The organism is Aquiflexum gelatinilyticum, assembly GCF_024741135.1.
GTDB lineage: Bacteria > Bacteroidota > Bacteroidia > Cytophagales > Cyclobacteriaceae > Cognataquiflexum > Cognataquiflexum gelatinilyticum.
This window is the reverse complement of sequence record NZ_JANSUY010000004.1, coordinates 243,384-268,944: the sequence shown is the minus strand read 5'-3', so window position 1 is coordinate 268,944 and position 25,561 is coordinate 243,384. Positions and strand designations below refer to the sequence as shown.

28 protein-coding genes and 1 tRNA gene are annotated in these 25,561 nt (G+C 39.6%); 11 read left to right on the top strand and 18 right to left on the bottom strand.

Translation table 11 applies throughout. The features are described 5' to 3' along the window. Nucleotides 1-24: 24 nt before the first annotated feature. Both recR and NU887_RS08945 read right to left on the bottom strand, forming a co-directional pair. The gene (gene recR, locus NU887_RS08950) at nt 25-645 is read right to left on the bottom strand and encodes a recombination mediator RecR (RefSeq protein ID WP_258423083.1); all 621 of its coding nucleotides are present in this window, start codon (nt 643-645) and stop codon (nt 25-27) included. A 13-nt stretch (nt 646-658) separates the two neighbouring features. After that, nucleotides 659-952: an ATP-dependent Clp protease adaptor ClpS gene (locus NU887_RS08945; RefSeq protein ID WP_258423018.1), complete on the bottom strand. Its 294-nt coding sequence runs from the start codon at nt 950-952 to the stop codon at nt 659-661. Nucleotides 953-1,005: 53 nt separating this feature from the next. Between NU887_RS08945 and NU887_RS08940 the strand changes: the two genes are divergently transcribed. Next, nucleotides 1,006-2,448, top strand: coding sequence for a sodium:solute symporter (locus tag NU887_RS08940; protein WP_258423017.1), 1,443 nt, complete (start codon nt 1,006-1,008; stop codon nt 2,446-2,448). Here the strand turns inward: NU887_RS08940 and NU887_RS08935 are convergent, their stop codons facing one another. The 3 genes from NU887_RS08935 to NU887_RS08925 all read right to left on the bottom strand — a co-directional run bounded on the left by NU887_RS08935 (nt 2,449) and on the right by NU887_RS08925 (nt 4,132). Then, nucleotides 2,449-2,814 carry a helix-turn-helix domain-containing protein gene (locus NU887_RS08935; protein ID WP_258423016.1) on the bottom strand — a complete coding sequence of 122 codons (366 nt, stop codon included), beginning with the start codon at nt 2,812-2,814 and terminating at the stop codon, nt 2,449-2,451. A gap of 111 nt (nt 2,815-2,925) precedes the next feature. Continuing rightward, a complete protein-coding gene (locus tag NU887_RS08930) occupies nt 2,926-3,267 on the bottom strand; it encodes an MGMT family protein (protein ID WP_258423015.1) in 342 nt (113 codons plus the stop codon). Then, a complete protein-coding gene (locus tag NU887_RS08925) occupies nt 3,257-4,132 on the bottom strand; it encodes a mechanosensitive ion channel family protein (RefSeq protein WP_258423014.1) in 876 nt (291 codons plus the stop codon). The genes NU887_RS08930 and NU887_RS08925 overlap by 11 nt, the downstream gene beginning before the upstream one ends. Before the next feature lie 61 nt (nt 4,133-4,193). Here NU887_RS08925 and NU887_RS08920 point away from each other — a divergent pair, with 61 nt between their 5' ends. Genes NU887_RS08920 through NU887_RS08910 form a run of 3 tightly spaced genes read left to right on the top strand, consistent with a single transcriptional unit; the run spans nt 4,194 to nt 6,030 of the window. Then, complete coding sequence (locus NU887_RS08920; RefSeq protein ID WP_258423013.1) at nt 4,194-4,871, top strand: SDR family NAD(P)-dependent oxidoreductase; 678 nt, start codon at nt 4,194-4,196, stop codon at nt 4,869-4,871. A 26-nt stretch (nt 4,872-4,897) separates the two neighbouring features. Continuing rightward, on the top strand, nt 4,898-5,578 hold the full coding sequence (locus NU887_RS08915; protein ID WP_258423012.1) for a head GIN domain-containing protein: 681 nt from the start codon (nt 4,898-4,900) through the stop codon (nt 5,576-5,578). Continuing rightward, nucleotides 5,575-6,030, top strand: coding sequence for a nuclear transport factor 2 family protein (locus NU887_RS08910; RefSeq protein ID WP_258423011.1), 456 nt, complete (start codon nt 5,575-5,577; stop codon nt 6,028-6,030). Before NU887_RS08915 ends, NU887_RS08910 begins: the two co-directional genes overlap by 4 nt. 113 nt (nt 6,031-6,143) lie before the next feature. Here the strand turns inward: NU887_RS08910 and NU887_RS08905 are convergent, their stop codons facing one another. The 4 genes from NU887_RS08905 to NU887_RS08890 form a co-directional block, all read right to left on the bottom strand. Next, nucleotides 6,144-8,069, bottom strand: coding sequence for a CHU_0125 family OmpA-like outer membrane integrity protein (locus NU887_RS08905; protein WP_258423010.1), 1,926 nt, complete (start codon nt 8,067-8,069; stop codon nt 6,144-6,146). A gap of 51 nt (nt 8,070-8,120) precedes the next feature. After that, complete coding sequence (locus NU887_RS08900; protein ID WP_258423009.1) at nt 8,121-8,612, bottom strand: hypothetical protein; 492 nt, start codon at nt 8,610-8,612, stop codon at nt 8,121-8,123. Nucleotides 8,613-8,771: 159 nt separating this feature from the next. Beyond that, nucleotides 8,772-9,563, bottom strand: a complete 792-nt coding sequence (locus tag NU887_RS08895; RefSeq protein ID WP_258423008.1) for a (Fe-S)-binding protein — start codon at nt 9,561-9,563, stop codon at nt 8,772-8,774. Between the two features lie 228 nt (nt 9,564-9,791). After that, a complete protein-coding gene (locus tag NU887_RS08890; RefSeq protein WP_258423007.1) occupies nt 9,792-11,132 on the bottom strand; it encodes a 4Fe-4S dicluster domain-containing protein in 1,341 nt (446 codons plus the stop codon). Between the two features lie 105 nt (nt 11,133-11,237). Here NU887_RS08890 and NU887_RS08885 point away from each other — a divergent pair. The 6 genes from NU887_RS08885 (at nt 11,238) to NU887_RS08860 (ending at nt 14,479) form a co-directional block, all read left to right on the top strand. Then, nucleotides 11,238-11,310, top strand: a tRNA-Phe gene (locus NU887_RS08885). A 208-nt stretch (nt 11,311-11,518) separates the two neighbouring features. Beyond that, nucleotides 11,519-12,007 (top strand): RNA polymerase sigma factor, encoded by a 489-nt coding sequence (locus tag NU887_RS08880; protein ID WP_258423006.1) that lies wholly within the window; start codon nt 11,519-11,521, stop codon nt 12,005-12,007. Further along, complete coding sequence (locus NU887_RS08875) at nt 11,997-12,428, top strand: hypothetical protein (protein WP_258423005.1); 432 nt, start codon at nt 11,997-11,999, stop codon at nt 12,426-12,428. The genes NU887_RS08880 and NU887_RS08875 overlap by 11 nt, the downstream gene beginning before the upstream one ends. After that, entirely contained in the window at nt 12,428-12,961 is a 534-nt protein-coding gene (locus NU887_RS08870; protein WP_258423082.1) for a DUF4252 domain-containing protein, read from the top strand. Before NU887_RS08875 ends, NU887_RS08870 begins: the two co-directional genes overlap by 1 nt. A gap of 15 nt (nt 12,962-12,976) precedes the next feature. Continuing rightward, complete coding sequence (locus NU887_RS08865; RefSeq protein WP_258423004.1) at nt 12,977-13,456, top strand: DUF4252 domain-containing protein; 480 nt, start codon at nt 12,977-12,979, stop codon at nt 13,454-13,456. 429 nt (nt 13,457-13,885) lie between these two features. Beyond that, on the top strand, nt 13,886-14,479 hold the full coding sequence (locus NU887_RS08860; RefSeq protein ID WP_258423002.1) for a hypothetical protein: 594 nt from the start codon (nt 13,886-13,888) through the stop codon (nt 14,477-14,479). Nucleotides 14,480-14,556: 77 nt separating this feature from the next. Here NU887_RS08860 and NU887_RS08855 read toward each other — a convergent pair whose 3' ends face one another. The 8 genes from NU887_RS08855 to accD form a co-directional block, all read right to left on the bottom strand. Beyond that, the gene (locus tag NU887_RS08855; RefSeq protein ID WP_420839735.1) at nt 14,557-15,849 is read right to left on the bottom strand and encodes a pseudouridine synthase; all 1,293 of its coding nucleotides are present in this window, start codon (nt 15,847-15,849) and stop codon (nt 14,557-14,559) included. 411 nt (nt 15,850-16,260) lie between these two features. Then, nucleotides 16,261-16,557: a hypothetical protein gene (locus NU887_RS08850; RefSeq protein ID WP_258423001.1), complete on the bottom strand. Its 297-nt coding sequence runs from the start codon at nt 16,555-16,557 to the stop codon at nt 16,261-16,263. Between the two features lie 103 nt (nt 16,558-16,660). Continuing rightward, the gene (gene murQ, locus NU887_RS08845; RefSeq protein WP_258423000.1) at nt 16,661-17,482 is read right to left on the bottom strand and encodes an N-acetylmuramic acid 6-phosphate etherase; all 822 of its coding nucleotides are present in this window, start codon (nt 17,480-17,482) and stop codon (nt 16,661-16,663) included. Beyond that, the gene (locus NU887_RS08840; RefSeq protein ID WP_258422999.1) at nt 17,479-18,321 is read right to left on the bottom strand and encodes an N-acetylglucosamine kinase; all 843 of its coding nucleotides are present in this window, start codon (nt 18,319-18,321) and stop codon (nt 17,479-17,481) included. Before NU887_RS08840 ends, murQ begins: the two co-directional genes overlap by 4 nt. A gap of 1 nt (nt 18,322) precedes the next feature. Further along, nucleotides 18,323-18,553, bottom strand: a complete 231-nt coding sequence (locus tag NU887_RS08835) for a cytochrome b5 domain-containing protein (RefSeq protein ID WP_258422998.1) — start codon at nt 18,551-18,553, stop codon at nt 18,323-18,325. Next, nucleotides 18,553-19,704, bottom strand: coding sequence for a formimidoylglutamase (locus tag NU887_RS08830; RefSeq protein WP_258422997.1), 1,152 nt, complete (start codon nt 19,702-19,704; stop codon nt 18,553-18,555). The genes NU887_RS08835 and NU887_RS08830 overlap by 1 nt, the downstream gene beginning before the upstream one ends. 89 nt (nt 19,705-19,793) lie before the next feature. Beyond that, nucleotides 19,794-21,098: an NADH:ubiquinone reductase (Na(+)-transporting) subunit F gene (nqrF, locus tag NU887_RS08825; RefSeq protein ID WP_258422996.1), complete on the bottom strand. Its 1,305-nt coding sequence runs from the start codon at nt 21,096-21,098 to the stop codon at nt 19,794-19,796. Between the two features lie 137 nt (nt 21,099-21,235). Further along, nucleotides 21,236-22,078: an acetyl-CoA carboxylase, carboxyltransferase subunit beta gene (gene accD, locus NU887_RS08820; protein WP_258422995.1), complete on the bottom strand. Its 843-nt coding sequence runs from the start codon at nt 22,076-22,078 to the stop codon at nt 21,236-21,238. Nucleotides 22,079-22,305: 227 nt separating this feature from the next. On the opposite strand from accD, the gene NU887_RS08815 reads away from it, so the two are divergent. Continuing rightward, nucleotides 22,306-23,940, top strand: a complete 1,635-nt coding sequence (locus NU887_RS08815; RefSeq protein WP_258422994.1) for a carbon starvation CstA family protein — start codon at nt 22,306-22,308, stop codon at nt 23,938-23,940. Nucleotides 23,941-24,011: 71 nt separating this feature from the next. On the opposite strand, the gene NU887_RS08810 is transcribed toward NU887_RS08815, so the two are convergent. Continuing rightward, the gene (locus tag NU887_RS08810) at nt 24,012-25,553 is read right to left on the bottom strand and encodes a vanadium-dependent haloperoxidase (protein ID WP_258422993.1); all 1,542 of its coding nucleotides are present in this window, start codon (nt 25,551-25,553) and stop codon (nt 24,012-24,014) included. Nucleotides 25,554-25,561 lie beyond the last annotated feature (8 nt).

The window sequence follows — 25,561 nt, the reverse complement described above, 5'->3', positions numbered from 1 at the left end:
TTTGGATCAGACAAAAGAAAATCGCTATTCGGCCGAATAATTTACACGTGTCAGAATACTCCTTCCTAAGGTCACTTCATCGGTATATTCCAATTCTCCGCCTACAGGGATTCCCCTCGCTATGGTACTGACTTTGATGCCAAACTCCTTAAGTCTTCTGGTTATGAAAAATGAGGTGGTGTCACCTTCCATGGTAGCGGGAAGGGCAAGGATGACTTCTTTAACTTTTTCATTTTCCGGACTTTGGGCGATTCTGTTGATCAGGCTTTCGATCTTTAAGTCATCGGGCCCAATGCCCTGTATGGGAGAAATTACCCCTCCGAGAACATGGTATAAGCCATTGTATTGGGAGGTGTTTTCGATGGCAAGGACATCCGGAATGTCCTCTACCACACAGATAATGCCTCTTTCTCTCCGCTTACCTGCACAGATGCTGCATACATCGGAGTCGGAGATGTTATGACAAATGCCACAATATTTGATGTCTTTTCTGAGGGAAAGCAAAGATTTTGTCAACTCTTCGGTGACATTTTCTTTTTGCTTGAGGAGGTGAAGTGCAAGCCTAAGCGCCGTCTTTTTGCCTATTCCCGGCAGACGGCTGATTTCATTGACTGCTTCTTCAATCAGTTTGGAGGGGAAATTCACTTTTCCGGATGGGTTAGACGATGGCTGCTTGGATGCCGGCATCCAAAATTGCCTCGCACATGGGTTTTAATTTGGAACGGCTTCCTTTTTTGACGGTACATTTTCCTTTGTAATGAATAATCAAAGTGCACTGTTCTGCCTGTTCGGGAGTATGCTGACATACTTTGATGAGAATCTTGGCGACATGTTCAAAAGTATTGACATCATCATTGAACACTACCAACTCACACTCTTCAATGTCGATCAATTCCTCCAAAAGGACTTCAACCTCTTCCTGCATTGGATATGCCTGTGTATGGTAATTCATTTTGCAAATTTAATAATTATGGGCAATTTAGCGAAATCTACCCTTAAGCCACTATGGACCCAAAGTTAGTTTTAATCGTCATAACATCATATTTTGCGCTCTTGTTTTTGATTTCTTGGTTTACCTCAAGAAATGTTTCCACTGACACTTTTTTTACAGGAGACAGACAATCACCTTGGTTTTTGGTTGCATTCGGGATGATAGGTGCCTCGCTTTCAGGAGTGACATTCATATCCGTACCCGGAGAAGTGGGCAATACGAGTTTTCATTATTTTCAGGTCGTCTTGGGGTATACCTTGGGGTATTTTGTGATTGCAAAAGTGCTGCTTCCATTGTACTATCGGTTAAACCTTGTTTCCATTTATTCCTATTTGGATGAGAGGTTCGGATTTTGGTCATATAAGACGGGAGCTTTTTTCTTTATCCTTTCCCGGACATTGGGTTCTTCTATCAGGGTCTTTCTTGTGGCAGGAGTTCTGCAATTGGTATTGTTTGACAATTGGGGCATTCCGTTTTGGGTTTCTGTATTGATTACAGTATCCTTGATTTGGTTATATACTCACCGTGGAGGTATCAAAACAGTGGTTTGGACTGATACCTTGCAGACCCTGTTTATGTTGCTTGCAGTGGTCATCAGCATTTACCTGATAGGAAAGGATTTGGGAATTTTGACAATCAAACAATACATAGGAACCATTGCCGATGATCCCCGGTCCGAAATTTTCAATTGGGATTGGAAATCGGGTACCAATTTTTTCAAGCAGTTTGCCTCAGGTGCATTTATCACCATCGTGATGACAGGATTGGATCAGGACATGATGCAAAAAAACCTTACCTGCCGCAATATTCGGGATGCCCAGAAAAACATGTTTTGGTTTACCATCATCCTGGTGGTAGTCAATTTACTCTTTTTGTCATTGGGAATTTTGTTATATCTATATGCTGAAACAAATGGGATAGCGATCCCTTCCAAATCAGACGATTTATATCCTTTGCTGGCGACTTCTTATTTCAGCTCTTTTGTTGGAATTGTTTTTATCTTGGGTATTACAGCGGCTGCCTATTCGAGTGCAGACTCCACACTTACAGCCTTGACAACTTCTTTTTGTTATGATTTTTTGGAAATCGAAAAAAAATATAAAAAAGAGGATCAGGTTAAGGTCAGAAAAAGGGTTCACATCGGTTTTACCGCCCTGATGTTTTTTGTGATTTTGATGTTTAGGTGGATCAATGACCAAAGTGTCATTAATTCAGTTTTTGTCATTGCAGGGTATACCTATGGGCCGTTACTTGGCCTATATGCATTTGGCTTATTTACCAATTGGAAACTCAAGGATAAATTCGTGCCTTACCTTGCTGTTGCAGCACCCCTTTTGACCTTTACGATCAGCCAAAATTCACAACAGCTGCTTTGGGGTTATAAGTTTGGTTTTGAAGTTTTGATCCTCAATGGGCTTCTGATGTTTTTAGGTCTTTATTTGATCAGAAAAAAATAATCAGAGTTCTTGTTTTGCGATCAGTTCATTGATTTTCTTCAATCTTTGAATATTGCTTTCCAATTTCCCTGAACTGCCATCCAAGTCCACCAATATTGAAACCAATCCGCTTTGTTTTTTTTGTGTTTCATGTCCATTATTGACGGATGGAATTTTTGAAATCAATTCCTGTACATCTACTTCATACAAATCGGCAAGTCGGATAGCATCTTCCATTTTGAGATTGGATCTGCCTTGTTCATAGCGAGAATAAGCTGTGTAATCCTTTTTGCCAAGGTATTCGGCGATGTATTCCTGGGTATAACCTCTAAGCACCCTGTGCTTCCTTAGGTTTTCTGCGATATGACTTTTCAATGCTGTTTCCATAATCAATGAATTTTGATTGGATATTGCAAAAAGCATACACTTTTGTGTTTTAGTGGATAAAAATTTGTAAAAAAAACAGAAAACCTGCTTAATTGGCTTAAAAAAGATGATTTATTCGTCTAATTTTATTTCTGAAGGATTCCAAAAATGAAGTTCAAAATCCTGGATTTTATCATTCACTACTGTGATGCCTTCTGATTCTAAGAGCTGCTGCATCCTTTCAGGGGAAGAAAAGTGGTGTTTTCCGGTCAAAAGACCTGCCCGGTTAACGACCCTATGGGCAGGAACATCAGGTTGCGAGTGACAGGCGTTCATGGCATATCCAACCATTCTTGCACCGCTTTTCAATCCAAGATAATTGGCAATGGTTCCATACGAAGTCACCTTCCCTTTTGGAATCAACCGGACGACCTGATATACCAGATCAAAATAATTTTCCTTGTCAGTTTTCATTTACTAGATCTAAAAGGTGCTGATGGAGTTCTGATTTTATTTCATTTTCCTGATGGATTGCGGCTTCTAATGAAACTTTGATGGTATAGACTTCCTTTTGGATGGCCACCAATTCAACTTTGATATTAGCGACTTCTTTTTCCTTTATTCTTTTTCCAAAACCCGCCAATAAGTTCGATTCTATTCCGGCAAGATTAAACTTTAGATGATAGGGCAATTCCATATGAAAATCAATTTTTCTGTGGTCCAATCTGCTTAAATTGGTCACCTGAACGCCAAGAACAAGGTTGTTTGGGATAATGGTTTTGTATCCGTCGTCTTTTTTGATCACTACATTTAGAAGGGTGATGTCTTCAATAACCCCTGTGTTTTCACCTATTTTGATGGTGTCACCCAGAGAAAACTGATCGGTAAACATGATGATCAAACCATTGATGATATTATTGACGTAATCTTTGGTAAGGATGGCTATTGCTGCAGCCACGATAGTCAGGCTTGTAAGAAATTCCAAGGGTCTGATATCAAAAGCAAGCATCAATGCTATGACAAAAACCACTGAATTGAGTATATTCGAAATCCAAGCTATTCCAAGGAGGAAGTTGCTGTGGATCTTTTCGTCCATGCTTTTTCTTAAATAAATGCGGGCGGTAAGCAGTCTGGCCAAGGAAATGAGGATATTGCCTCCCAGTAAAAAAAGCATTGCTCGGTGGATACTGTTCAGATTGGGATATCGGCTGAGGTAATCCTGAATTTCGGGAATTAACCTTGCACCCAAAAGAAGTAACAGGTAAATGACCAATTTCAGAATAAAGACCCTTTTCTTTTTGGACTCGATGGTTTGAAGTAGGGATTTTTGTATTTCCATGGAAAAGAAAAGTATAGGTTAACTTTAGTAAAAGTAATAGAAACAAAAAAAAGATTGATTTATGGAAAGGAATTTAATTATCACGGGTGCTGCAGGAAATCTGGGTAAAGCAGTCGTTGAAAAATTTAAGAGGGAAGGTTATAGAGTAATTGCGACCGTTTTGCCTGGTTCGGGCGAGACCGTAGAGGAAGCCGACGATGTCTATGAGGTGGATGTCACGGATGAAACGGCCGTAAAGGATTTTGCAAATGATTATGTCATGCAATATGGAGAGGTTGATGCTATTGGATTATTGGTTGGGGGATATGCAGGAGGAGATATCGAGCATACCGGTTTGGAAGACTTGGATAAAATGATCAAACTCAATTTTTATTCAGCATTCAACATGGTCAAAAACTTTTTGCCTTTGATGAAGAAAGCGGATTTTGGAGATTTTTTATTCATTGGGGCCCGTCCTGCCCTGCAACCTGAAGATGCAAAAAACGTTGTGGCATATGCATTGAGTAAAAGACTCGTGGTAGAACTTGCCAATTTTGTAGCCGAAGATGCGAAAAATAAAAAGGTTAGGGCACATGTCTTTGTTCCAAGTATCATCGATACGCAGGCAAACAGGGAATCAATGCCTGATGCCGATTTTTCAAAGTGGGTAAGTCCTGCTGAGATCGCAGAAGCGATGCACTATGCGGTCAATAATCCTTCTTTAAGGAATATGACATTCAAACTATATGGTGGAATCTAAACCAAACTTTAAATATGAATATGAATATGAAAATTAAACTCATTCTGATTGCCTTTTTAGCAACTTTAGGGATTTCAAATGCCCAAACTCAAAATGATAGCAGGCAATTGCGCGATTTTAATGTTGTAAAAGTTTCCAATGCCATCAAGGCAGAATTGGTCAAAGGAGATGTTAATAAAGTAGAAATCACTGCGAGTGGAATTGATGTCGGGAAAGTAGAAACCTCAGTGGTAGGAGATGCATTGGAAGTGAGGTTGGCAAGGGGCAATTATAGAAATCATTCCGTAAGAGTCGTAGTGACTTATGTGGATATTCAGGGAGTAGAAGCTACATCAAGTGCACAGGTAGTGGCCAAAAGTAAGATCGAAGCATTGGAAGCGTATTTGGCTACTTCTAATAATGCCTATCTGGAGGCTAACGTTGAAGCGGATAAGCTAAATCTAGAGGCAGCTACCAATTCAAGGATTTTCATAAAAGGAAATGTCAAACAACTTGAAGTAAACGCCTACACCAATGCACAGGTGGACGGAATGAATCTCGTGGCTCAAAAAGTCAATGTATTGGGCAATACCACGGCGAGTATCAGTTTTACAGCAACGTCTTCCATCAATGGTTCTTTGGCTACTGCTGCCAAAATTGTATATGATGGCAATCCATCAGAAGTGAATGTCAAAACAGGCACAGGAGGAAGCATCAAGAAAAAATGAAAAGGATCTTTATAGCTTCGCTGATTGTATTTTCTTTTTATTCAACAAACCTTTTTGCACAGCAAAGTGAGGAGGTAAGGCAAGTGATTGCTTCGATTTTTGAGGGAATGAAGTCAAAAAATACTGATTTGATAAAAGCAGCTTTTCATCCCGATGCGACTATGCAGACTGTGAAAAGTGGAGAAAACGGATCTGAATTGGGATCTAACTCGGTGGCGGATTTTGTAAATAGGATTGGTTCTTCTCCTGCCACAACGATCTTGGACGAACGGATTCTTGACTATCAAATCAAAGTCGATGGGGACATGGCAGCTGCTTGGACACCTTATGAATTTTATGTCAATGACAATTTCAGCCATTGCGGGGTCAATTCATTCCAATTGATCAAAACAACGGAAGGTTGGAAAATCACTTATATCATCGACACACGAAGGAAAGAAGGTTGCAAATAAATTCAAATTTTGATTAAGTATCCATCTAATTGGAATGATAATTAATCCTACATAAACGAAAAAAGGAGAGGTCATCCCTCTCCTTTTTTATGTTAATCTTATTGCTAAATATTTCATTCTTTGATTTCAATTACTTTGAATTCCGTTCTTCTATTGGTCTGATGTTCTTCTTCGGTTTGGGCATTTTCGATAATGAGTTGTCGCTTGCCATAACCTTTAGCCACTAACCGGCTCGCATCTATTCCCTGAGAAACAAGGTAAGCCACCGCAGATTCAGCCCTTCTTTGTGTCAGGGCATCGTTATATTCATCTGTGGCCCTTGCATCAGCGTGCGAACTCAATTCTATTCGGATACTTGGATTGTCTTTTAGGATCTTGACCAATTTATCCAACTCCAATGCTGCATCGGCACGGATATCCGCTTTGTCAAGGTCATAATAAATATTTTCAAGCACGATGGATCTTTCCAAAATCAAAGCATCCAATACCACTGTGGTGTCAAGTGTAATATTGGTTACCTCTTGGATCAGGTCTTCAGTTCTTGGGGTTTTGCCGACTGTGGAGTAAGTGATACTCTTGCTGAAATAACCGCTTTTGGAAGCAATAATGGAGAAGTTTGCATTAGGAGCAAGCGTAAATCTCAACCTTCCGTTTTGGTTGGAGAAATCCCCCCCAACATTTTTATTTGCGCCGTCATACAATACTACCCTAGTCTGAGGCAAAATGACCTCAGTTCCGTCGTCTTTCTTCTCTTTGGTGGTCACGTTTAAGAAAACGTTGACGATTTTTGGTTTCGGTGTTTTGTCTTCAAAGAAGTAAATATCATCATCTCCCAAACCGCCTTCCCTATTGGAAGAAAGGAATCCATCTGTCGGATATTTTGAAAAAAAGATTCCAAAATCATCTGCCACAGAATTGATGTTGGGACCTAGGTTAGTCACTTCCCATCCTTTTTCAGTTTTTTCAGCTACAAAAAGGTCCAATTTTCCAAAACCGGCATGCCCGTCAGAAGCAAAAAATAGCTTTCCGTCAGGTGCGAGGTAAGGAAACATTTCATTGCCAGGAGTATTGATTTGGTTTCCCATGTTCACTGCATTTCCAAAATCTCCGTTGGCGAGTTTGGTTGCTTTATACAAATCCAAACCTCCTTTGCCATCAGGTCTCAAAGAAGAAAAATATAACTCGTTGCCTTCAGGACTGAACGCAGGAGTAGTGTTGGTATAAAATTCATCTTCGTTTACAGGCATCCAAATTGGTTGGGTATATCCTCCTCCTCGGAAGTAGGAAACAAATAGCTGTACATCAGGCAGGTCTTTCGTTGAAGTGGAGTTTCCCCTAGCATAGACAAGGGTATTTCCGTCCGGGCTTACCGCCATTGAACCTTGGTTGAGGTTTTCTTCATTCCTGAATTCGGGCAATTGTTGTACACTTTGAACATCTACTTTGATCCCTTCTGCTCTCGTCCTAAACATTTTTAGGTACGGTGTGCCTGTGGCAAGGTACATTCCGCTGCTTTGTCTATTGCTTGTAAAATACAGCAAACCATCGTTTACTACAGGGGAATATTCAGCAAGCGGTGTATTCAACAACTTGTAATTTTCCACTTGCATGAATTCCCAATAATTCTGGATTTCACCGATTTTTTTGAGATTGGCAATTTCCAAGTCTACGATCTGAAGGTTTTTGTCATCTAATGTCAGACCTTTGGCTTTTTCAAACACTTCAGCTGCTTTTTCATATTCGCCTTGGCCTTTTAGACTTTGACCCAATCGAAAGAAGGTTTCATAAGATTCTTCGGAAGCGACGACTTTTTCATAGTATTGTTGGGCTTCCTCAACTCTGTTTGTAAGTCTATAGCTTTCTGCTACATAAAAATTGGCTTGCTTGTTTTCAGGTTCTTTTTCAAGAACCTTCGAAAAAGTGTTGATTGCCACTTGGTATTCGCCGGAAGCAAACTGGTTTTGGCCTTTTTGGTACATACTTGTACATGCACCTAGCAGTATGGGTATCAAAACAAGAAATAAAGCAATTCGCTTCATAGATATCTTGGATAGTTTTCTAAACGATTTAAATATAGGGGATTTATAAAATTAATTTTCAAAGAATTTGCCCAACCAACTTTCTTTGGCTTTGATTTTCCAGTTTTTTTCCAAATCCGACTTACTTTGGACCACAGGATTCAATACGATTGTTTCGGCCTGAAGGATTCCTTCTGTTACTTTTGATTTGATCCCGAGGATAGAATTTACTTCTAAGCCCCCTTCACTTTTGATAAATGAAACTTTCCCTTGATTGAGCAGGTCGATGTCCATTTCATTTTCTATGTCCCTCAAAACTCTGACTGAAGAGTCTATAGAGCAGCCACTTGCGCCTAATTGGCTTTCATCTACAGCTAATATGATTATCTGATCAAACATGATTTCATATGATGTGGGCATCAATGCACCATGCGTATTCCATTGCTCGCAAAAAGCAGACAATCTCGAAGATAAAATCTCCACTTCACTTGCGTTCAATTTCCTGTTTGATGTATATGTCCAGATTCTGGAGTGGGCAGGCATCTGATCAAATGGCTTGTACATAATTTGTGTCGGATAGTATTTACAGTAAAGTATTTCGGACTACTTTTATTTCTTTAACCTAACGGTAATTTTTGAGGAATTGGTTCTTTTAATCAAACAAAAGTCAAAAATAAACCCCAAATTTTAAACTTGGGGTTTTGATTTGGAATTTTCAGGTTTTCAGATGCCCATGTCCTTGGCCAACATTTCTGCCAGGTCATAGACTTTTACGTCATTTTCTTTTTCTTTATTCTTGACTCCGTCAGACATCATCGTCAGGCAAAAAGGACAGCCAACGGCTATGGTGGTAGCTCCTGTTGCCAAGGCCTCTTCTGCTCTTTCCACATTGATATCTTTCTTTCCTGGCTCAGGCTCTTTAAACATTTGTGCACCGCCGGCTCCGCAGCACAGCCCTTTGGTCTTGCAGCGCTTCATTTCTACAAGTTCTACATCCAATGCCCTGATGACATCCCTTGGGGCTTCATAGACCTCATTTGCTCTTCCGAGATAACAGGAATCGTGAAAGGTGATTTTCTTGCCCTTGAATTCACCGCCACCTTGGAGGACAATTTTCCCTTCATTGATCAGTTGTTGGAGAAATTGGGAATGGTGGATCACTTCATAGTTGCCTCCAAGGGCAGGATATTCGTTTTTAATAGTATTGAAGCAATGGGGACAAGCCGTCACCACCTTTTTGACTTCATAGGCATTCATCACCTGAATATTGGAAACTGCCTGCATCTGGAACAGGAATTCATTTCCTGCCCTTCTTGCAGGGTCACCGGTACAAGCTTCTTCAGGACCCAATACTGCGAAACTTACTCCGACTTTGTTTAGTATTTTGACGAAAGCCTGGGTCACAGCTTTGTAACGTTCATCGAATGAACCCGCACAGCCTACCCAAAAAAGAATTTCAGGAGTTTGACCGGACGAGGCCATTTCGGCCATGGTTGGTACTTTATATGTTGTCATGATATAGATAAGAGACTTGAGATGTGAGATATGAGACCTTAGAAACAAGAAACGAGATCAGAGAAACAAGACATTGAAATCAAGAATGAATCATTGGAACGTATTTCAATTAGAATTTTTGATTGATAAGTGGTGAAATGGGGTCCTGGAAATTTGAACAATTGGTTTGGGATTCAAGAATATTTTAAACCTCAATGGCGTAAAATCTCAAATCTCTAATCTCAAGTCTCAATTCTCCTTTATTTCTTCATTTTTTACTTTTTCTGCCCAATTGAACCTGTCTGAAGGAGGAAATTTCCATGGGGAAAAGGCTGTTTCCATATTCTGAAACATAGAGTTCCATTGTGCAGGCGCTGCGGATTCTTCCATGGATACATATCTTCTCATCTGAAGGATGATGGACAGCGGATCAATATTGATCGGGCAGGCTTCCACACAGGCATTGCAGGAAGTACAGGCATTGATTTCTTCTTTGCTGATATAATCCCCAAGCAGGGATTTGCCGTCAGCCAATCCCGGTCCACCTGAGTCCATGCTCTTCCCAACTTCCTCAGCCCTGTCCCTTACGTCCATCATGATTTTCCTTGGAGAAAGCTTTTTGCCGGTGATATTGGCAGGACACTCTGCTGTACAGCGACCACACTCAGTGCAACTGTAGGCATTCATGATATTGACCCAAGAGAGGTCATTGATATCTTTGGCTCCAAATCTCCCTATTTCAGTAGGGGGTTCCTGATTCGTTTCTGAAGCTATTCCCAACATCATATTGACTTCGTTGGTTACCTCAGGCATGTTGATCATTTCACCTTTGGGCTTGAGGTTGGAATACCAAGTGTTGGGGAATGCCAGGAAAATATGCAAATGCTTGGAATAAGTCACATAAACCGCAAAAGCCAAGATTCCTACGATATGAAACCACCAGGCAAAACGCTCAATGAATACCAATGATCCATCAGACATTCCCTGAAATATCGGCTGAAGGAAACTGCTGAAAAACAATCCATTCAATAGCGTATAATGCGGAATTCCGCGGGAAGCCAGGATTTGATCCGTGGCATTCATGGTGAGAATGGCAAACATCAAAATGATTTCAATAACCAGAATGAGATTGGCATCCATGGCAGGCCAACCGTTCAATTCAGGTTTGGTGAAGCGCTCTACCTTCGTGACATTTCTCCTGATTAAAAAAGCTACACAAGAAACCAACACGGCGATGGCCAGAAACTCAAAAATATTCATTGCCACTCCATAGGCCGATCCTAGGAAAGGAGCAAAAACCCTGTGCGTTCCGAATATCCCGTCAATTACAAATTCCAACACTTCTAGATTAATGATGACAAAAGCCACATATATCATCAAGTGCAAAATAGCCGGAGTTAACTTTTTGAACATTTTCTGTTGTCCAAATGCTACCAATAGCATGGTTTTCCATCGTTGATCTGGGAGGTCATTTCTAGTCTCTCTTTTTCCTAGGAAAATGTTTCTTCGGAGGAAGCTGATTCTTTTGAAAAGAATATAGCCTGCTACCGCAAAAACAAGGAGAAAAATTACTTGTGGTAAAATGCTCATATTGTTTGTATTAGCGTTTTTGGGTTGGAATAAGTCTAAATTTTTTAATCAAATGGTTTGTATCAATGGTTCAAATACCTACATTTGCATCACTTTAACGGAATCGGTGATATAGCTCAGTTGGTAGAGCATCGGACTGAAAATCCGTGAGTCGGTGGTTCGAGTCCACTTATCACCACAAGCCCTGAATATTTCAGGGCTTTTTTTATGCCCAATTGGTATTTTTTATGCTCATGATTGGTTTTCATTTATTGAAACTTTGCATTGCAAAATAATAAATAGTAGGCATGCATACTATTTTTTGATTAATTTAAATTCAATCTAAAGTTTGAATATTTTTTACAACTTGCTGTAACATTCCAATTTCCCGATCATTATCTACCCGAATGAAAACTTTTTTTGAAGCACACATCTGGTCGCTAAAAAATAAACTGTATCGCATGGCTTTCCTATGGGTCAAAGACCGGGATGTGGCTCAGGACGTGTTGCAGGTTGTTTTTGAGAAAGCATGGCTTCGAAAAGAGGAGCTTCAAAAAATGGAAAATCCCGTTGGTTGGATGGTGACAAGTCTTAAAAATGAGAGTTTACAACATTTCAGGAATGCCAAGAAGTTTGAGGTTATCGGGGATTTTGATATGCAGTCGGATGAAGGCGAAAGTCCTGACAAAAGTGAGGAAGTGAAGATGGTTTTCAGGTTTTTGGAATCAATTCCTGAAAAACAACGTGAAATATTTCAGTTGAGAGAGGTAGAAGGATTGACTTATGAGGAAATCGCGGAGTACCTCGAAATTTCCATGGATCAGGTGAAGGTCAATTTACATAGAGCGAGAAAGACTTTGAAAGAATATTTGTTAGAGCAGCGAAATGAAAAATAGGCTAGATAGTTTGTTAGATAAATATTGGGAGGGAGATACTTCCCTTGAAGAGGAAAAAGAAATAAAAACCCTTCTCCAAGAAACTGAGGGTTATGAATCTGAAAAAAGGTTTTTCCAAGGGATTAAAATTTTTGCAAATCAAAAACCTGAGGAATTTGCATTATTGGAGAAGAGTAAAAAGGGATTTGGGTTGTGGTTAAAAATCGCAGCGATATTTATCATCTTCCTCGCTGTAGGTGCTGCTATTTTCAGATACCAAGAAAAAAAGGCTGAAAGAGAGGCTTTTGAACAGGTAATGCAGGCTTTCAACATGATTCAAACCAATATGCAAAAAGGAACCCAAAGCCTTGGAGTGATGGGTGAGATGAAGCACTTGAATACGACACAAGAAATATTCAATTTAAATGACATAGAAAAATGATGAAAAGAATAATCCCAATTATAGTACTGACACTCTTGGTGACAGGGGTCAATGCACAGGATGATGCCATCTCCAAGTTTTTTTCTAAATATATGGAAGACGAGAATTTTTCAAGGGTATACATCAGTCCAAAAATGATGCAGATGGCCGGTGGATTTTTGAAATCTGCCAGCGAGGATTCAGATCAGGAAGCAGAAGATTTGGGTGAATTGATATCCAAAGTAAGGGGGATAAGAATCCTTTCCACTGAAACAACCAATGGGAAAAGCCTTTACCAAGAGGCTATGAATACCCTTAACAAAAACAAATATGAAGACCTGATGGATGTGGCTGACAAAGGATCAAATGTCAAATTTATGGTCAGGGAGGAAAATGGTTTGGTCAAAGAATTTCTGATGATATCCGGTTCAGGCGAAAGTTTCACTTTGCTGAGTATGTTAGGAAATTTTACATACCAAGACCTCAATATGCTAGCAGAAAAAACAAACATGCCTGGCATAAAAGAGTATCAAGACGGAAATAAAAAGAAATAAACAAACTATAAACCAATGAAAAAACTACCCTTAATTATCTTTCTTGCCATGTTTACCCACTTGTCCATGGCCCAAAGTAAAAGTGTGGATGCACTATATCAAAAGTACAAAGCCAATGAAGATTTCTTTCATATGGATATAGGAGGCAACTTTATGAATTTTGCCGAAGGATTCAATGTGAAATTGGATGAAGCTAAAGTAGAAGGTATCGTTAAATCCCTTGAAAGGGTTAAACTTTTCAAACTTCCCGAAAACAGCCCTACAGGTCAGGCAGAGTTCAAAACTTTGCATAAAGCTTTGGAAAGAGAAAAGTATGAATTGATGATGGAAACTTCAGATAAGGGAAATGGATTATTGATTTTTACAAAAGGAGATAGGATGATAAGTGATGTGGTCGTCCTTCTTAATGACAAAGAGGGTGACCTGATGGTGGTAGAATTGCTTGGAAATTTTGATTCCAAGGCTTTGGCAGAAGCCGGAAAAGGGATAAAATAAAGCTGAAAAAGTTAAAAATACATTAACCTACAAGGAGCAAAGTAACAGTACTTTGCTCCTTTTTTTTGATTTTGAAGGTATTTGGAATTATTTCTTTTTGATTTTATATGTCTATACATAAAAAAATATTATTTGGTTTTTTCCCGAAATACAACATATCGGTTTTAAATGACATCGATTCCGAGAAAATAAAAGTTAATTGTTGAATCATTAAAATTTATTTTATTTTATTACCAAATATTCAATAAAAATATTTTTTGTTGAAATATTTGCAATGAACGAATATGTTGTCTAAGTTTGTATCGAAGTCAAATACAAAATGACTTCAACTCACCCCCGAGTAACCGACCTCAAATTGTTTAAAAATGGAGAAATCCAACCGAGGTTAACATCATAAAAAATTTCTTAAACCAACTAAATTTTATTACCATGAAAGCATTCATTGCAACAATGATTCTTGCTGCAAGCGTTTCAGTAAGCGCTATAGCAAACGAGACAGATTTTGAGAAAACTGCAAAATCACCGGTAACACTTAGAAAAGTGGATGAAAGCAAAGTTCAGCTAATTTATGGACTGAACGAAGCGAAAACAGTAACAGTAAAGATTTTTGACGAAAACAATTTCCTTGTCCAAAAAGACAAAATTGTGTCCGATAATGCCTTTGCGAAGTATTATGATTTTTCAAAACTAAAAGCAGGAGTTTATTCTATGGCAGTTTATGAAGATAATGTTGTCATGGATAAATTGGAAGTGGACCTCAATGTGGCAGTGCCTTCTCCTTTGGTCTATACCAAACTTGAGAAACTTGAGAATAACAGTTACAAGTTACTTGTAAATGCACTTCTTCCTTCTGATTTGTCAGTTTTGATCTTTGAAAATGATAGATTAGTCCATGAAGAAAAAGTTGACAATTCCATTGGTTTTCAAAAACTATACAGAATGGAGAGAGTAAATCCTTCTGCAAGGGTTGAATTCTACGTAAGAAGCAGCGATGGCTTTTCCCAATTGATGGCGGCGAAGTAATCTTGATTACTAAACCAACTATAAAAAAGAAAGGCCTTGGAGAGATCCAAGGCCTTATTTTTTGCTTATTTTACTGATCAAAGGAAATATTTGAGTTGAATGACTTCTTTTTCAGTAAGGAACCTGTATTTTCCTCTAGGTAAGTCTTTCTTGTCCAGACCTGCGAAAATAACCCGATCCAAAGCTTCCACTTGGTATCCGAAATGGGCAAAAATCCTTCTTACAATCCTGTTTCTGCCAAGGTGGATTTCCAAGCCTAGAATAGTCCTGTCTTTGGACAGCACTTGCATGTCATCCACTTTTGCAGGTCCATCTTCCAAAGTTATTCCTTCGAGGATTTCTTTTTCGTCATTTGCGGTCAACGGCCTGTTTAAAGTGACCTGATAGATTTTCTTCACATTATTGGAAGGATGCGAAAGTTTGGCGGCGAGTTCACCATCATTTGTAAACAGCAACAAACCTGTTGTATTTCTATCCAATCGTCCTACTGGGAAAACTCTTTCTTCACATGCATTGGAAATCAGGTGCATGACCGTTTTCCTGTCCATTGGGTCTTCTGTAGTCGTAATAAAATCCTTAGGCTTGTTCAAAAGCAGGTAAACCGGCTTTTCGGGATTGATGTTTTTGCCTTTGTAAATTACTTTATCGGTCCTGTTTACTTTATGACCCAATTCTGTTACCACCTCTCCATTGACTTGGATTTCTCCGTGTTGGATTAAAACATCCGCTTCTCTCCTGGAACATATTCCGGAGTTGGCGATAAACTTATTCAACCTGAGTGAATCGGATTGAATTTTTGGATTATGATTTTTCTCCAGTTTTTCAAAATTGTATTTTGGCCTTTCCCCAGAGATATCGTCAGTAAAAGGCTTTCTTATTTTTTTTTGAAATCCTATTTCTTTTGGAAGATCTGCTTTTAAAACCCTTTCATAAATGGGTTTTTCATCCTTGCCTCTTCCCCTGTATACACTTTTGAAATCTTCTTCAGATGCAGGTTTTTTGTTAAAATTTCCCTCTGAGTCTCTTTTTCCAAATGCAGGTTTATCTTCTTTCGAAAAACGGTTTGGTTTTTTGAAATCAGTATTTTCGGCCGATCTATCTGATGAGCTTTCTTTTTTTCTATCAGGGAATCGTCCTTCATATTTTGACTTCTTTGGCCCTTTTTTTTCAGAGAGATCTCTTATCCCTTCAAACTCCTCTTCATTTTTATCCAAAAAAGGCTTCCGTTCTAATTTGGGATATTCGTTTCTGCTTTCTGCCCTTTTTGCTGCCCTCTCCTCATCCAATCTAGGTTTTCTGGGACCTTTTTTATTTGAAGTTTCATTGAAATCTTCGAACTCATCAAATTCATCTGATCTCTTTTTAGCCAATGGGGCATCGTTTCTGCTTCCAAACCTTTTTTCAGGTTTTTCGCCTTGTGATTTTGAAAAAGGCTTCTTCTCGGAATAATCTTTTTTTCCTTCGTATCTCCCTTTGTCACCATAAGGACGTGATGAACTTTCATCTTTGGAATAACGCGGTTTTTTGTCAAATTTTCTTTCCCCGTCAGGTTTTGGTACTCTGAATTCTTTTTTGTCAGAATAGTCTTTTTTTCCTTCGAATCTTCCTTTGTCGCCATATGGACGGGAAGTACCTTTACCTTTGGAATAACTAGGTTTCTTGTCAAAATTTCTTTCTCCGTCTGGTTTTGGTCCTCTGAATTCCTTTTGGTCGGAATAGTCTTTTTTTCCTTCGAATCTTCCTGTGTCGCCATATGGACGGGAAGTACCTTTACCTTTGGACTAACTAGGTTTCTTGTCAAAATTTCTAGCTCCGTCTGGGTTTGGTCCGCTGTATTCCTTTTGGTCGGAATAGTCTTTTTTTCCTTCAAATTTACCTTTGTCTCCGTAAGGGTGGGGTGAACCTTCGCCTTTGGAATAACCAAGTTTTTTGTCAAATTTTCTTTCTCCGGTTGGCTTAGAACCACCGAAATCTTTTTTGTCAGAATAGCTCTTTTTTCCTCCGGAGTTTCCTCCCTTGTAGGGCTTTGGGCTGCCATCGTTTCTTGAGCCCGAACTTCTGTTATTGTCTTTTTTCATTGTGTTGCAGCATCTCTGCTGTATTAAGATGTAATCTTTTTGATTCAGGTACTAAGTCGCTGAATTTAAAAGGGATGCAAAGATAAGAAAAGTTAGATTATAATCAGAGTCCGGTTCCACTCTTTTGGAAAAAGGCCTCTACTGCGGCACGTACGGATCCATATTTCAAAAGCAGATCCTTGGCTTCATTCTCGGGGCTGCCTGTTGATTCCATGATCATGCGGATTCCTCTGTTAACCAGCTTTTTGTTGGAAAGTTGCATATCCACCATTTTGTTGCCTTTCACCCTTCCTAATTTGATCATCGTCGAGGTTGAGATCATATTCAACACCAGTTTTTGGGCGGTCCCTGCTTTCATTCTTGTACTACCTGTGACAAACTCTGGTCCTACTACTACTTGAATGGGAAACTGAACTGCTTTTGAAAGTGGTGAATTATCGTTGCAGGTGATGCATCCTGTAATTAAGCCTGCTTCTCTTGCTGCTTTTACTCCTCCTAACACATAGGGTGTTGTTCCCGATGCTGCGATACCGATGACTGTATCTTCTTTGTTGAAACCGAATTTTTGGATATCAGGCCAAGCTTGATTGGAATCATCCTCCGCATTTTCGACTGCCTTTCTGATGGCTGTGTCACCGCCTGCAATGATACCTACAACCCAATCATGGGGTACGCCATAAGTTGGCGGGCATTCTGAAGCATCCAGGATTCCAAGTCTTCCACTTGTACCTGCCCCGATATAAAAAAGTCTACCGCCTTTTTTCATTCTTGGAACGATCTGTTCCACCAAGGCTTCTATTTCTTTGATTTGTTTTTCGACAGCAAATGCGACTTTTTTATCTTCCTCATTGATTTTTTCCAATAATGAAAAAATATCCATCTGTTCAAGATTGTCATAGAGAGAGCTGCTTTCGGTAGTGTTCATAGTAGTTCTTTGTGGTATAGGGTTAATCCTGCAATCGGTCCTTCCAAAATTAAATTGACTTGAATGTCTGCATCATAAGCAGCATTTCTCAAAATGTCACTGTTGTAAAATGCAATTGAACCGACGAAGCTGACAGGTTTTTTTTTATAATCATCATATTTCATGACTGTTTTTTTGAAAAAATCCTGAAAAGAATTATAATAAAGCATATAGCAATATGGATCTGCTGCATGCTCGGTGATGAATCTGCAAAAACTCGCCATGTATCTGCCGGGAAATGGTCTTTGGTAGACATTTTCTATGATGGTTTGGTTATCAAGCTGAAATTTCTGCAAGACTTTTTCTCTGAGTTTTTTCGGCATCTCTTCATGGATAAAATCTTGAAGGAATTTTCTTCCTATATATGCACCTCCCCCTTCATCGCCCAGAATATACCCCGGTGCAGGTCTTTTGTTGATGATAATTTCACCATCATAATCGCAGCTATTGGATCCAGTTCCCAAAATACAGGCAATTCCAGGTTGATTGCCACAGGTCGCTCTGGCAGCAGCCATAAGGTCATGGTCCACATTTATTTCAGCTTTTTTGTAAATGCTCCGGAGTGCATTCGTTACCTGAAGCCTGTTTTTTTGAGAAGTACATCCGGCACCGTAGTAATAAATGGTGTCGATCTGACCTCTTAGGTTCAATAAATAATCGTCTTGTAGCTCATTCGCCATTTCTTCAGCCGTTTGGTAATTTGGATTGAATCCAATACCCCGATGTTGACTGATTTCACCATTTTTGTTTATGACTCTCCAGTCTGTCTTACTGGCTCCGCTATCCGCTATCAATATCATATCATTCTGTCAAAAGCCCTATAGTTTTAAATTTTCTAAATACCTCAGCTGTATGTGGTGCATCCGGAAGTTCATCGGTAAGGTCTTGGCCTGCCCAATGCTCATAATGCTTCCCGTTTTTCCAAAGTCTGGAATCTGATACATCATAAATCTCCCCTCGGTATGCCACCCAAATTTCAGGTTTGTCCTGACCATTGCGAAGTGCCAATTGTTGCCTTGTATAAGTTTTCATCAAAGAAGCTTTAACTGGGCATTAATCCATCTTTCAGGGATTTCTCCCGATTGGGCCAACTGGTAGTCTTGGTAGCTACAAGGAATGATTGTATTTCGATCAAATTTATCCTGATCTTGATGTGGAATTTCCATCCACCATTTTTCACTTCTTTTGCTTTTGTAAAAAACCAAAGTCGATGGTTTTAGGTCTAGAGATACAGTGTACTTAACATAGTCATTGCCTTTGAATGATAGGGTGTCTTTTCTGTCATAGAATCCCTCAATGAAATACCAAACCATGGTAGCAATGACAGAGGCAGTCTTATTTCTGTTGTCGTCATAGTAGGGTTGGTATCCAAAAACCCCAAAAGAGGAAAGTTTTTCATTCATACCTGCAAACTTACAGATCTGACAAGCTTCCTCTCCTGAAATCCCAAATGGCTGGGCATCTGCAGCACCGGGTGCATCCGAGGATTGAATGGCACAAACATCAAAGCTCAACAAATCTGAATTTCTGATAATGGGTTCTATTTCCTTGAAATTACTCCGCAGATGTCCCAATCGGATATGGTCAAAATATAGCTTCTCCATCACTCCGGTAAGGTCTTTGTCAACCAAAAAACTCTGATAGCCTATGTGGCTGTAATTGAAAAGGAAGTTAGGCTGGTGCAAAATAATTTCCTGTGAATGGTTGTCAGATGGCATTCCTTCCTCTTCCATGTCTACTTTTGCATCGACAGTCACCATAGAAACAAGCTTTTCCAAGTTTTGATAGGAAAGATATTGGCCCATATCCAGGTCGTGTGTACCTCCTATAAACACCGGCAAAATCTGTTTTTTGATTAAATATTCACCCACAACAGCCATGATTTGTATGGATTCTTCTCTGGTTTGCCCCATTTTCAAATCCCCCAAGTCCGCTATTTTGTAAAGTCCGTGTCCTTTTTTTAAGTGGAAGAGTTTATCGCGAACCTCAGAAGCACTCCTTTCTATACTTTCACCTTTTGGTATGCCCCGATTTTCGACAAGCCCTATTATGGCTATTTGTAAGCCTTTCAAATCTGGGAAAGTTTCTCCGTGAAAGTGAATAAAATTGAAAAAAGAATTGGAGCTGTATTTCTGCGTGGTGATGAATTCAGGTATTGGATCAAAGTATTGTCTAATATTCATGGACTTGATGTAAAGGCTATCCAAAAATAATTAAAAAATCCAGAGAGAAATAAAAAAGTCCCGCTATTGCGGGACTCTATCATTTTGGATTAACCTCCAAAGTCATCAAACCTTATATTCTCTTTAGGAATCCCCATGTCGTCCAACAGTTTAAGAACTGCTGCATTCATTAATGGAGGACCGCAAAGGTAATATTCGATTTCATCTGGTTCAGGATGGTTTTTCAGATAGTTGTCATAAAGCACTTGGTGGATAAATCCTACATATCCGTCGGCTTCAACATCATTGAGGTTTTTTTTGATTTTCCAATTATCCTCCGGTAAGGGCTCTGATAGACCGATATTAAAGGTGAAATTTGGGAAATCTTTTTCAATGGCACGGAATTGGGGGGTGTAAAACAATTCCTTTTTTGACCTTCCTCCATACCAATAAGACACTTTTCTGTCGGTCTTTTCAGTGTGAAACAAATGGAAGATATGAGATCTTAATGGAGCCATACCTGCACCACCACCAATATAAATCATTTCCCTTTGTGTTGGGTTGATGTGGAATTCACCATAAGGACCTGAAATAGTTACCTTATCACCGGGTTTTCTTGAGAATACATAAGAAGAACACACACCGGGATTGACATCCATCCATTTGTTGTTGGCTCTATCCCAAGGCGGGGTTGCTATACGAATGGTTAGCATTACGATGTTTCCTTCAGCAGGGTGGTTGGCCATTGAATAGGCTCTGAAGAGCTCTTCATCATTTTTCATCACCAAATCCCAAAGACCAAATTTATCCCAATCACTTTTGTATACATCTGCAGGGTGTCCTAAATCCGGATGAGGAGTGATGTCCATTTCTTTGAAATTGACTGTAATTACAGGCACATCAATCTGAATATATCCACCGGATTCGAAATGAAGTGTTTCACCCTCTGGTAATTTCACTTTAAATTCTTTGATGAAAGTAGAGACGTTATAGTTGGACATAACTTCACATTCCCACTTTTTGATTCCGAAGATTTCTTCTGGAATCCTGATCTTCATGTCTTGTTTGACCTTAACTTGGCATGAGAGTCTCACATTGCCTTGTTTTTCAGCACGGCTTAAGTGTCCTTCTTCTGTAGGTAGAACTTCACCACCGCCTTCTTCGATGACACACTTACACATGGCGCAAGTACCACCACCACCACAGGCAGAAGGCAAGAAGATTTTTTTGCCTCCAAGTGTGCTCAAAAGGGTCGAGCCCGCTGACGCAACAATCGGGTTACTTTCGTCCCCGTTTACAATGATTTTGACATCACCTGAAGCAACTAGCTTAGACTGGGCAAACAACAGGATAAAAACGAGTAGCAATATGATAAGCGTAAATGCTACTATTGAGGTAATAATTACTGAACCCATTTAATGATTATTTTACTTTTTAATTTCAGTATTAAGCCCGAATCGGGAACACAAATATATTTATTAATCAATATAATCGACCAAAAAGACCCTGATTTTTGAGGTAATCCTTTTTTCCGATTTGAATGGATAACTTCCTAATTCCTCAGAAGGTTTAGAAGTGTAGTCAATCTGTTTTTCAACTGCCTCCTATCGATGATAAAATCCAAGAACCCGTGTTCCAACACAAATTCAGAGCTTTGAAATCCTTTTGGCAAATCTTTGCCGATCGTCTCACGGATAACCCTTGGTCCTGCAAATCCAATTAATGCCTCCGGCTCAGCAATATTAAAATCTCCCAACATGGCATAGGAAGCAGTCACCCCACCTGTGGTAGGGTCGGTCAAAAGAGAAATGTAGGGGATAGCAGCTTTTTCCAATAATGCCAGCTTCGCCGAGGTCTTTGCCATCTGCATCAGGCTGAATCCAGCTTCCATCATCCTAGCACCGCCTGACTTAGAAATCATCAAAAATGGAATTTTATTTTTTAAGGAATGGTCGATAGCTCTAGCGATTTTTTCACCCACAACAGAACCCATTGACCCCCCGATAAAATTGAAATCCATACAGGCTATGACAAGATCCAAGTCATTCATCTTTCCGACTGCCGTCCTGACCGCGTCATTCAACTCTGTTTTTTGTATAGTCGCAGTAATTCTGCCTTTATAAGGTTTGGTATCCACAAAATTCAGTGGATCACCTGATTTCATATCTGCATCAAGTTCTTTAAATTTGTTTCCATCAAAAAGAATTTCAAAGTATTCTTTTGAACCGATTTTGACATGGAAGTCATCATCAGGACACACATATGAATTATTTTTGAGCTCTCTTGTATGGATGATATTTCCTTGGGGTGTTTTAAACCACAAACCATCCGGAGTGTCTTTTTTTTCCTCTGTTGAGGTTTTTATTCCTTTGTCTGTCCTTTTGAACCAAGCCATATTATATTTTATTTAGACCAAAAGCTGCGTTTCGGGGAGTACAAATTTATAGCTATTATCCATTAAATAAAATTTGGTAAGGAACTTCATTTTTTCAAACTGGTCTATGCAAGTGGTTGAAAGAGGGAAATTCAGTACTTATTATACTCCCGGGCTTAAAACCTGAGAATAATATTTGTTATTTGATTGAATTGAAGGAAATTCAAGGTTTATTAACCCAATTAAAAATGACCTTACCAGTTTTATTAATCATATCGGGAGTTATCCTTGTGGTAGCTTATTTTACTTACGGGAAATTTGCTTATAAAAGGTTTGGCCTAGATGACAAAAGAAAAGCTCCATCTCACCTTTACAATGACGGTATTGATTATGTCCCAAGTAAACCCGTTGTGGTTTTAGGGCATCATTTTGCGTCTATTGCCGGGGCGGGACCTATCGTAGGTCCAATTATAGCAGTGACATTTGGTTGGATTCCGGCTGTGATTTGGATTTTGGTTGGAGGGATTTTCTTCGGTGCTGTACACGATTTGGGAAGTATGGCTGCATCCTTGAAAAACCAAGGAAAATCAATCGGAGTGATAATTCAAAACAATATTGGGAAAAGCGGTAAACAGCTTTTCATAATTTTCAGTTTTTCTACACTGATTCTGGTTATTGGTGTTTTTTCGGATATTATTGCCAAGACCTTTGTCAGTAATCCCGGTGTGGCTTCTGCCTCCATTTTATTCATGGTGCTTGCCATTGTTTTTGGTTATGTCAACAAATTCTTTGGAGGAAGCAAAACTGCATTTATCATCAATACCACCATTGGTGTCGTGTTAATGTATTATTTTGTGTATTTGGGAATGCAGCTTCCATTTGCTCTTGATTACCAGCTTTGGGTTTATTTGTTGCTTGGATATGCTTTTTTTGCTTCAGTAACTCCTGTGACTTTTTTGCTTCAACCAAGGGATTATTTGAATAGTTTTTTACTATACGGGTTGATGATTTCTGCTGTTATCGGAGTATTTATCTCCAATCCTGAAATCAAAATGGACAACCAAATCCATATTTCAGCAGATAATTTGGGGTATTTGTTTCCGGTTTTGTTTGTGACCATTGCCTGTGGTGCGATTTCAGGTTTCCATTCTTTGGTCGCTTCAGGTACTACCTCCAAGCAACTTGACAAAGAGAGTGATGCCAAAATAGTCGGCTATGGCGGGATGTTGATTGAATCTTTTTTAGCAATTATCTCGGTTGGCGCAGTGGTAGTTTTGAGTAGGGGAGAATACCTGAGCAGACTTGGGAGTGAAGGGCCTGTAAGCTTGTTTTCAACAGGATTGGGAGGAATGATTTCTACGATGGGAATTTCAGAACAATTTGCAATAGGTTTTGTCGCCCTCACTGTTTCTGCTTTTGCCTTAACGACTTTAGATACCTGCACGAGATTGGCTAGATTTACTTTGCAGGAATATTTTGAAGATGTAAAACATCCCGTAGGGACAAAAATTTCCCAAAATAGATACGTTTCGACCTCAGTGGTCGTCATATTATCGGTGCTACTTTTGGCTTCAGGGAGTTTTACTACACTTTGGCCGATTTTTGGTTCCGCAAATCAATTGTTAGCTGCTTTGGCATTATTAACAATTGCTGTTTGGCTGATCAGACAAAAGGTCAATGCTACTTTCGTGACGATTCCTATGTTTTTTATGTTCACTGTTACGTTGACCTCTTTGGGACTATTTGCTTGGAATAATTTCAAGCAGGAAGTATATGTGCTGTCAATAATTGCTGCCTTACTTTTTGTCCTTTCGATTGCTTTGATTGTATTGGCATCTAAGAGCCTTAGAAAGGAAATAGATCAGCCTGTCAAAGTTGGATAAAAAAAACAGCCCCGGTCTACTTGGATAGCAAATGACCGGGGTTGTAAAGTAATCAAACCCTTTTTAATTATTTACTGAGCGCCATCATTTTTTGCCCGATTGACCGCATATGCACCTACGTTTTTACCTTGGGTGATTCCCACCTCAGCGTCGAACCTGTAATGGATTCCTCCATAAAGTCTGGAGACTGCAGCTTCTTCTGCCCATGCCCGGAATTGTGCTGCATCGGCAGGGAAGAAATGGGCGAGTACTTCAGCTCCTGCAGCAGAGAATGTACTATGGCCTGAAGTATATGCAGGGAAGTTTGGAGTACCAAGGATTGTTTTGAATCCTGAAATTGTTTCAATCGGTCTTGGATAATGGTAGTAGTATTTTGCATCCCAACAAGCCACTCCCGCGTCCATGATGGCGGTATTCATATAAGCAAATACCCTTGCAGACCGAAGTGGATTGAGTTTGGCCTTCACAATTGCTTCTTTAGCAAACTTGTTCCAATGTCCAGGAGGTGTATAAGAACCTATTCCATCTTCCCACCAATTGGCAATCCTACGCTGACTGATGGTCATATGGGCTGCAAATTTTTTTATTTCTGCGGCGTTGGTTTCAAATTCCTTTGATCCCGGAGCAGGTGGCGGTCCTGGCCTTACTTCTTCTACCGAAGGCACATTCCACATTTTGACTTGACCAAAAAGTGGTGTCAATCCAACAGGCCTTTTTGGAGTTTCCATATTTTCCCATTTCCATCCAAATCTCTCGAAAGCTGCATTGGCTATGGAATCTGATACATTCTTTGGAGTTTGGGCTTTTGCCATGCCGTCCGAAGAGGCACGCTGTTTTGCTAATTTGATGACTTCCGATCCGATGATATTACCTGCATCTATATCGCTTTGGACATTGATACCAGCATGGACAAGACTTTCGATATGCTCTTGGTATTTATCCTCAAGATAATTGGCTTCAAGGGGAAACATTAACTTCAGTATTTCTTTTGAGACAGTAGCTACCGTGGCTCCATCTGATGGATAGGAAGGCAGTTGGCTTGACGCATATGCCGGCTTTATCGTATTGTCGGTCAAGTAAGGGGCGGGTCTGTTAAATTGGAATTTGTAATGCCATGTAACTACCAAGGCATCAAATTGTGCTACGCTTAAATACGCCAACATTCTGCTGGTGTAAGGTGGATGAGCAAATGGAAATGCAGGTGGACCAACAGGATTGGCTGGATTTGGAAGTGTATAGGTGCCATCAGCATTTGGACCCGGGATCAAATTATACTTAGCTGCCAACTCTAAAGCAATTTCATTCCATCTCAAGACAGGATTGTTTGTCCAATATTTGACAGCTTGGGTTTGTGTAGGTGACAATCCTGACATCTGTTGTTTCAATGCTGACAATTCAGCTTGGTATAGTGATGAGTTAGTCGATTCTGGTTGTGGAATATCGATTAGGGATGGATCGGTTACCAAAATTGTTTTCCAAGATCCTCCTTGTGCATCGAGATTTTCAAATTGATATCCTTCAAATTCGAAGTAATTTGGAGTTTCCTCTATGCAGGAACCTGTTGTTAACAAAATTAACGTCAGATATAGATAAGATATATTTAGATTTTTCATTGATTCAT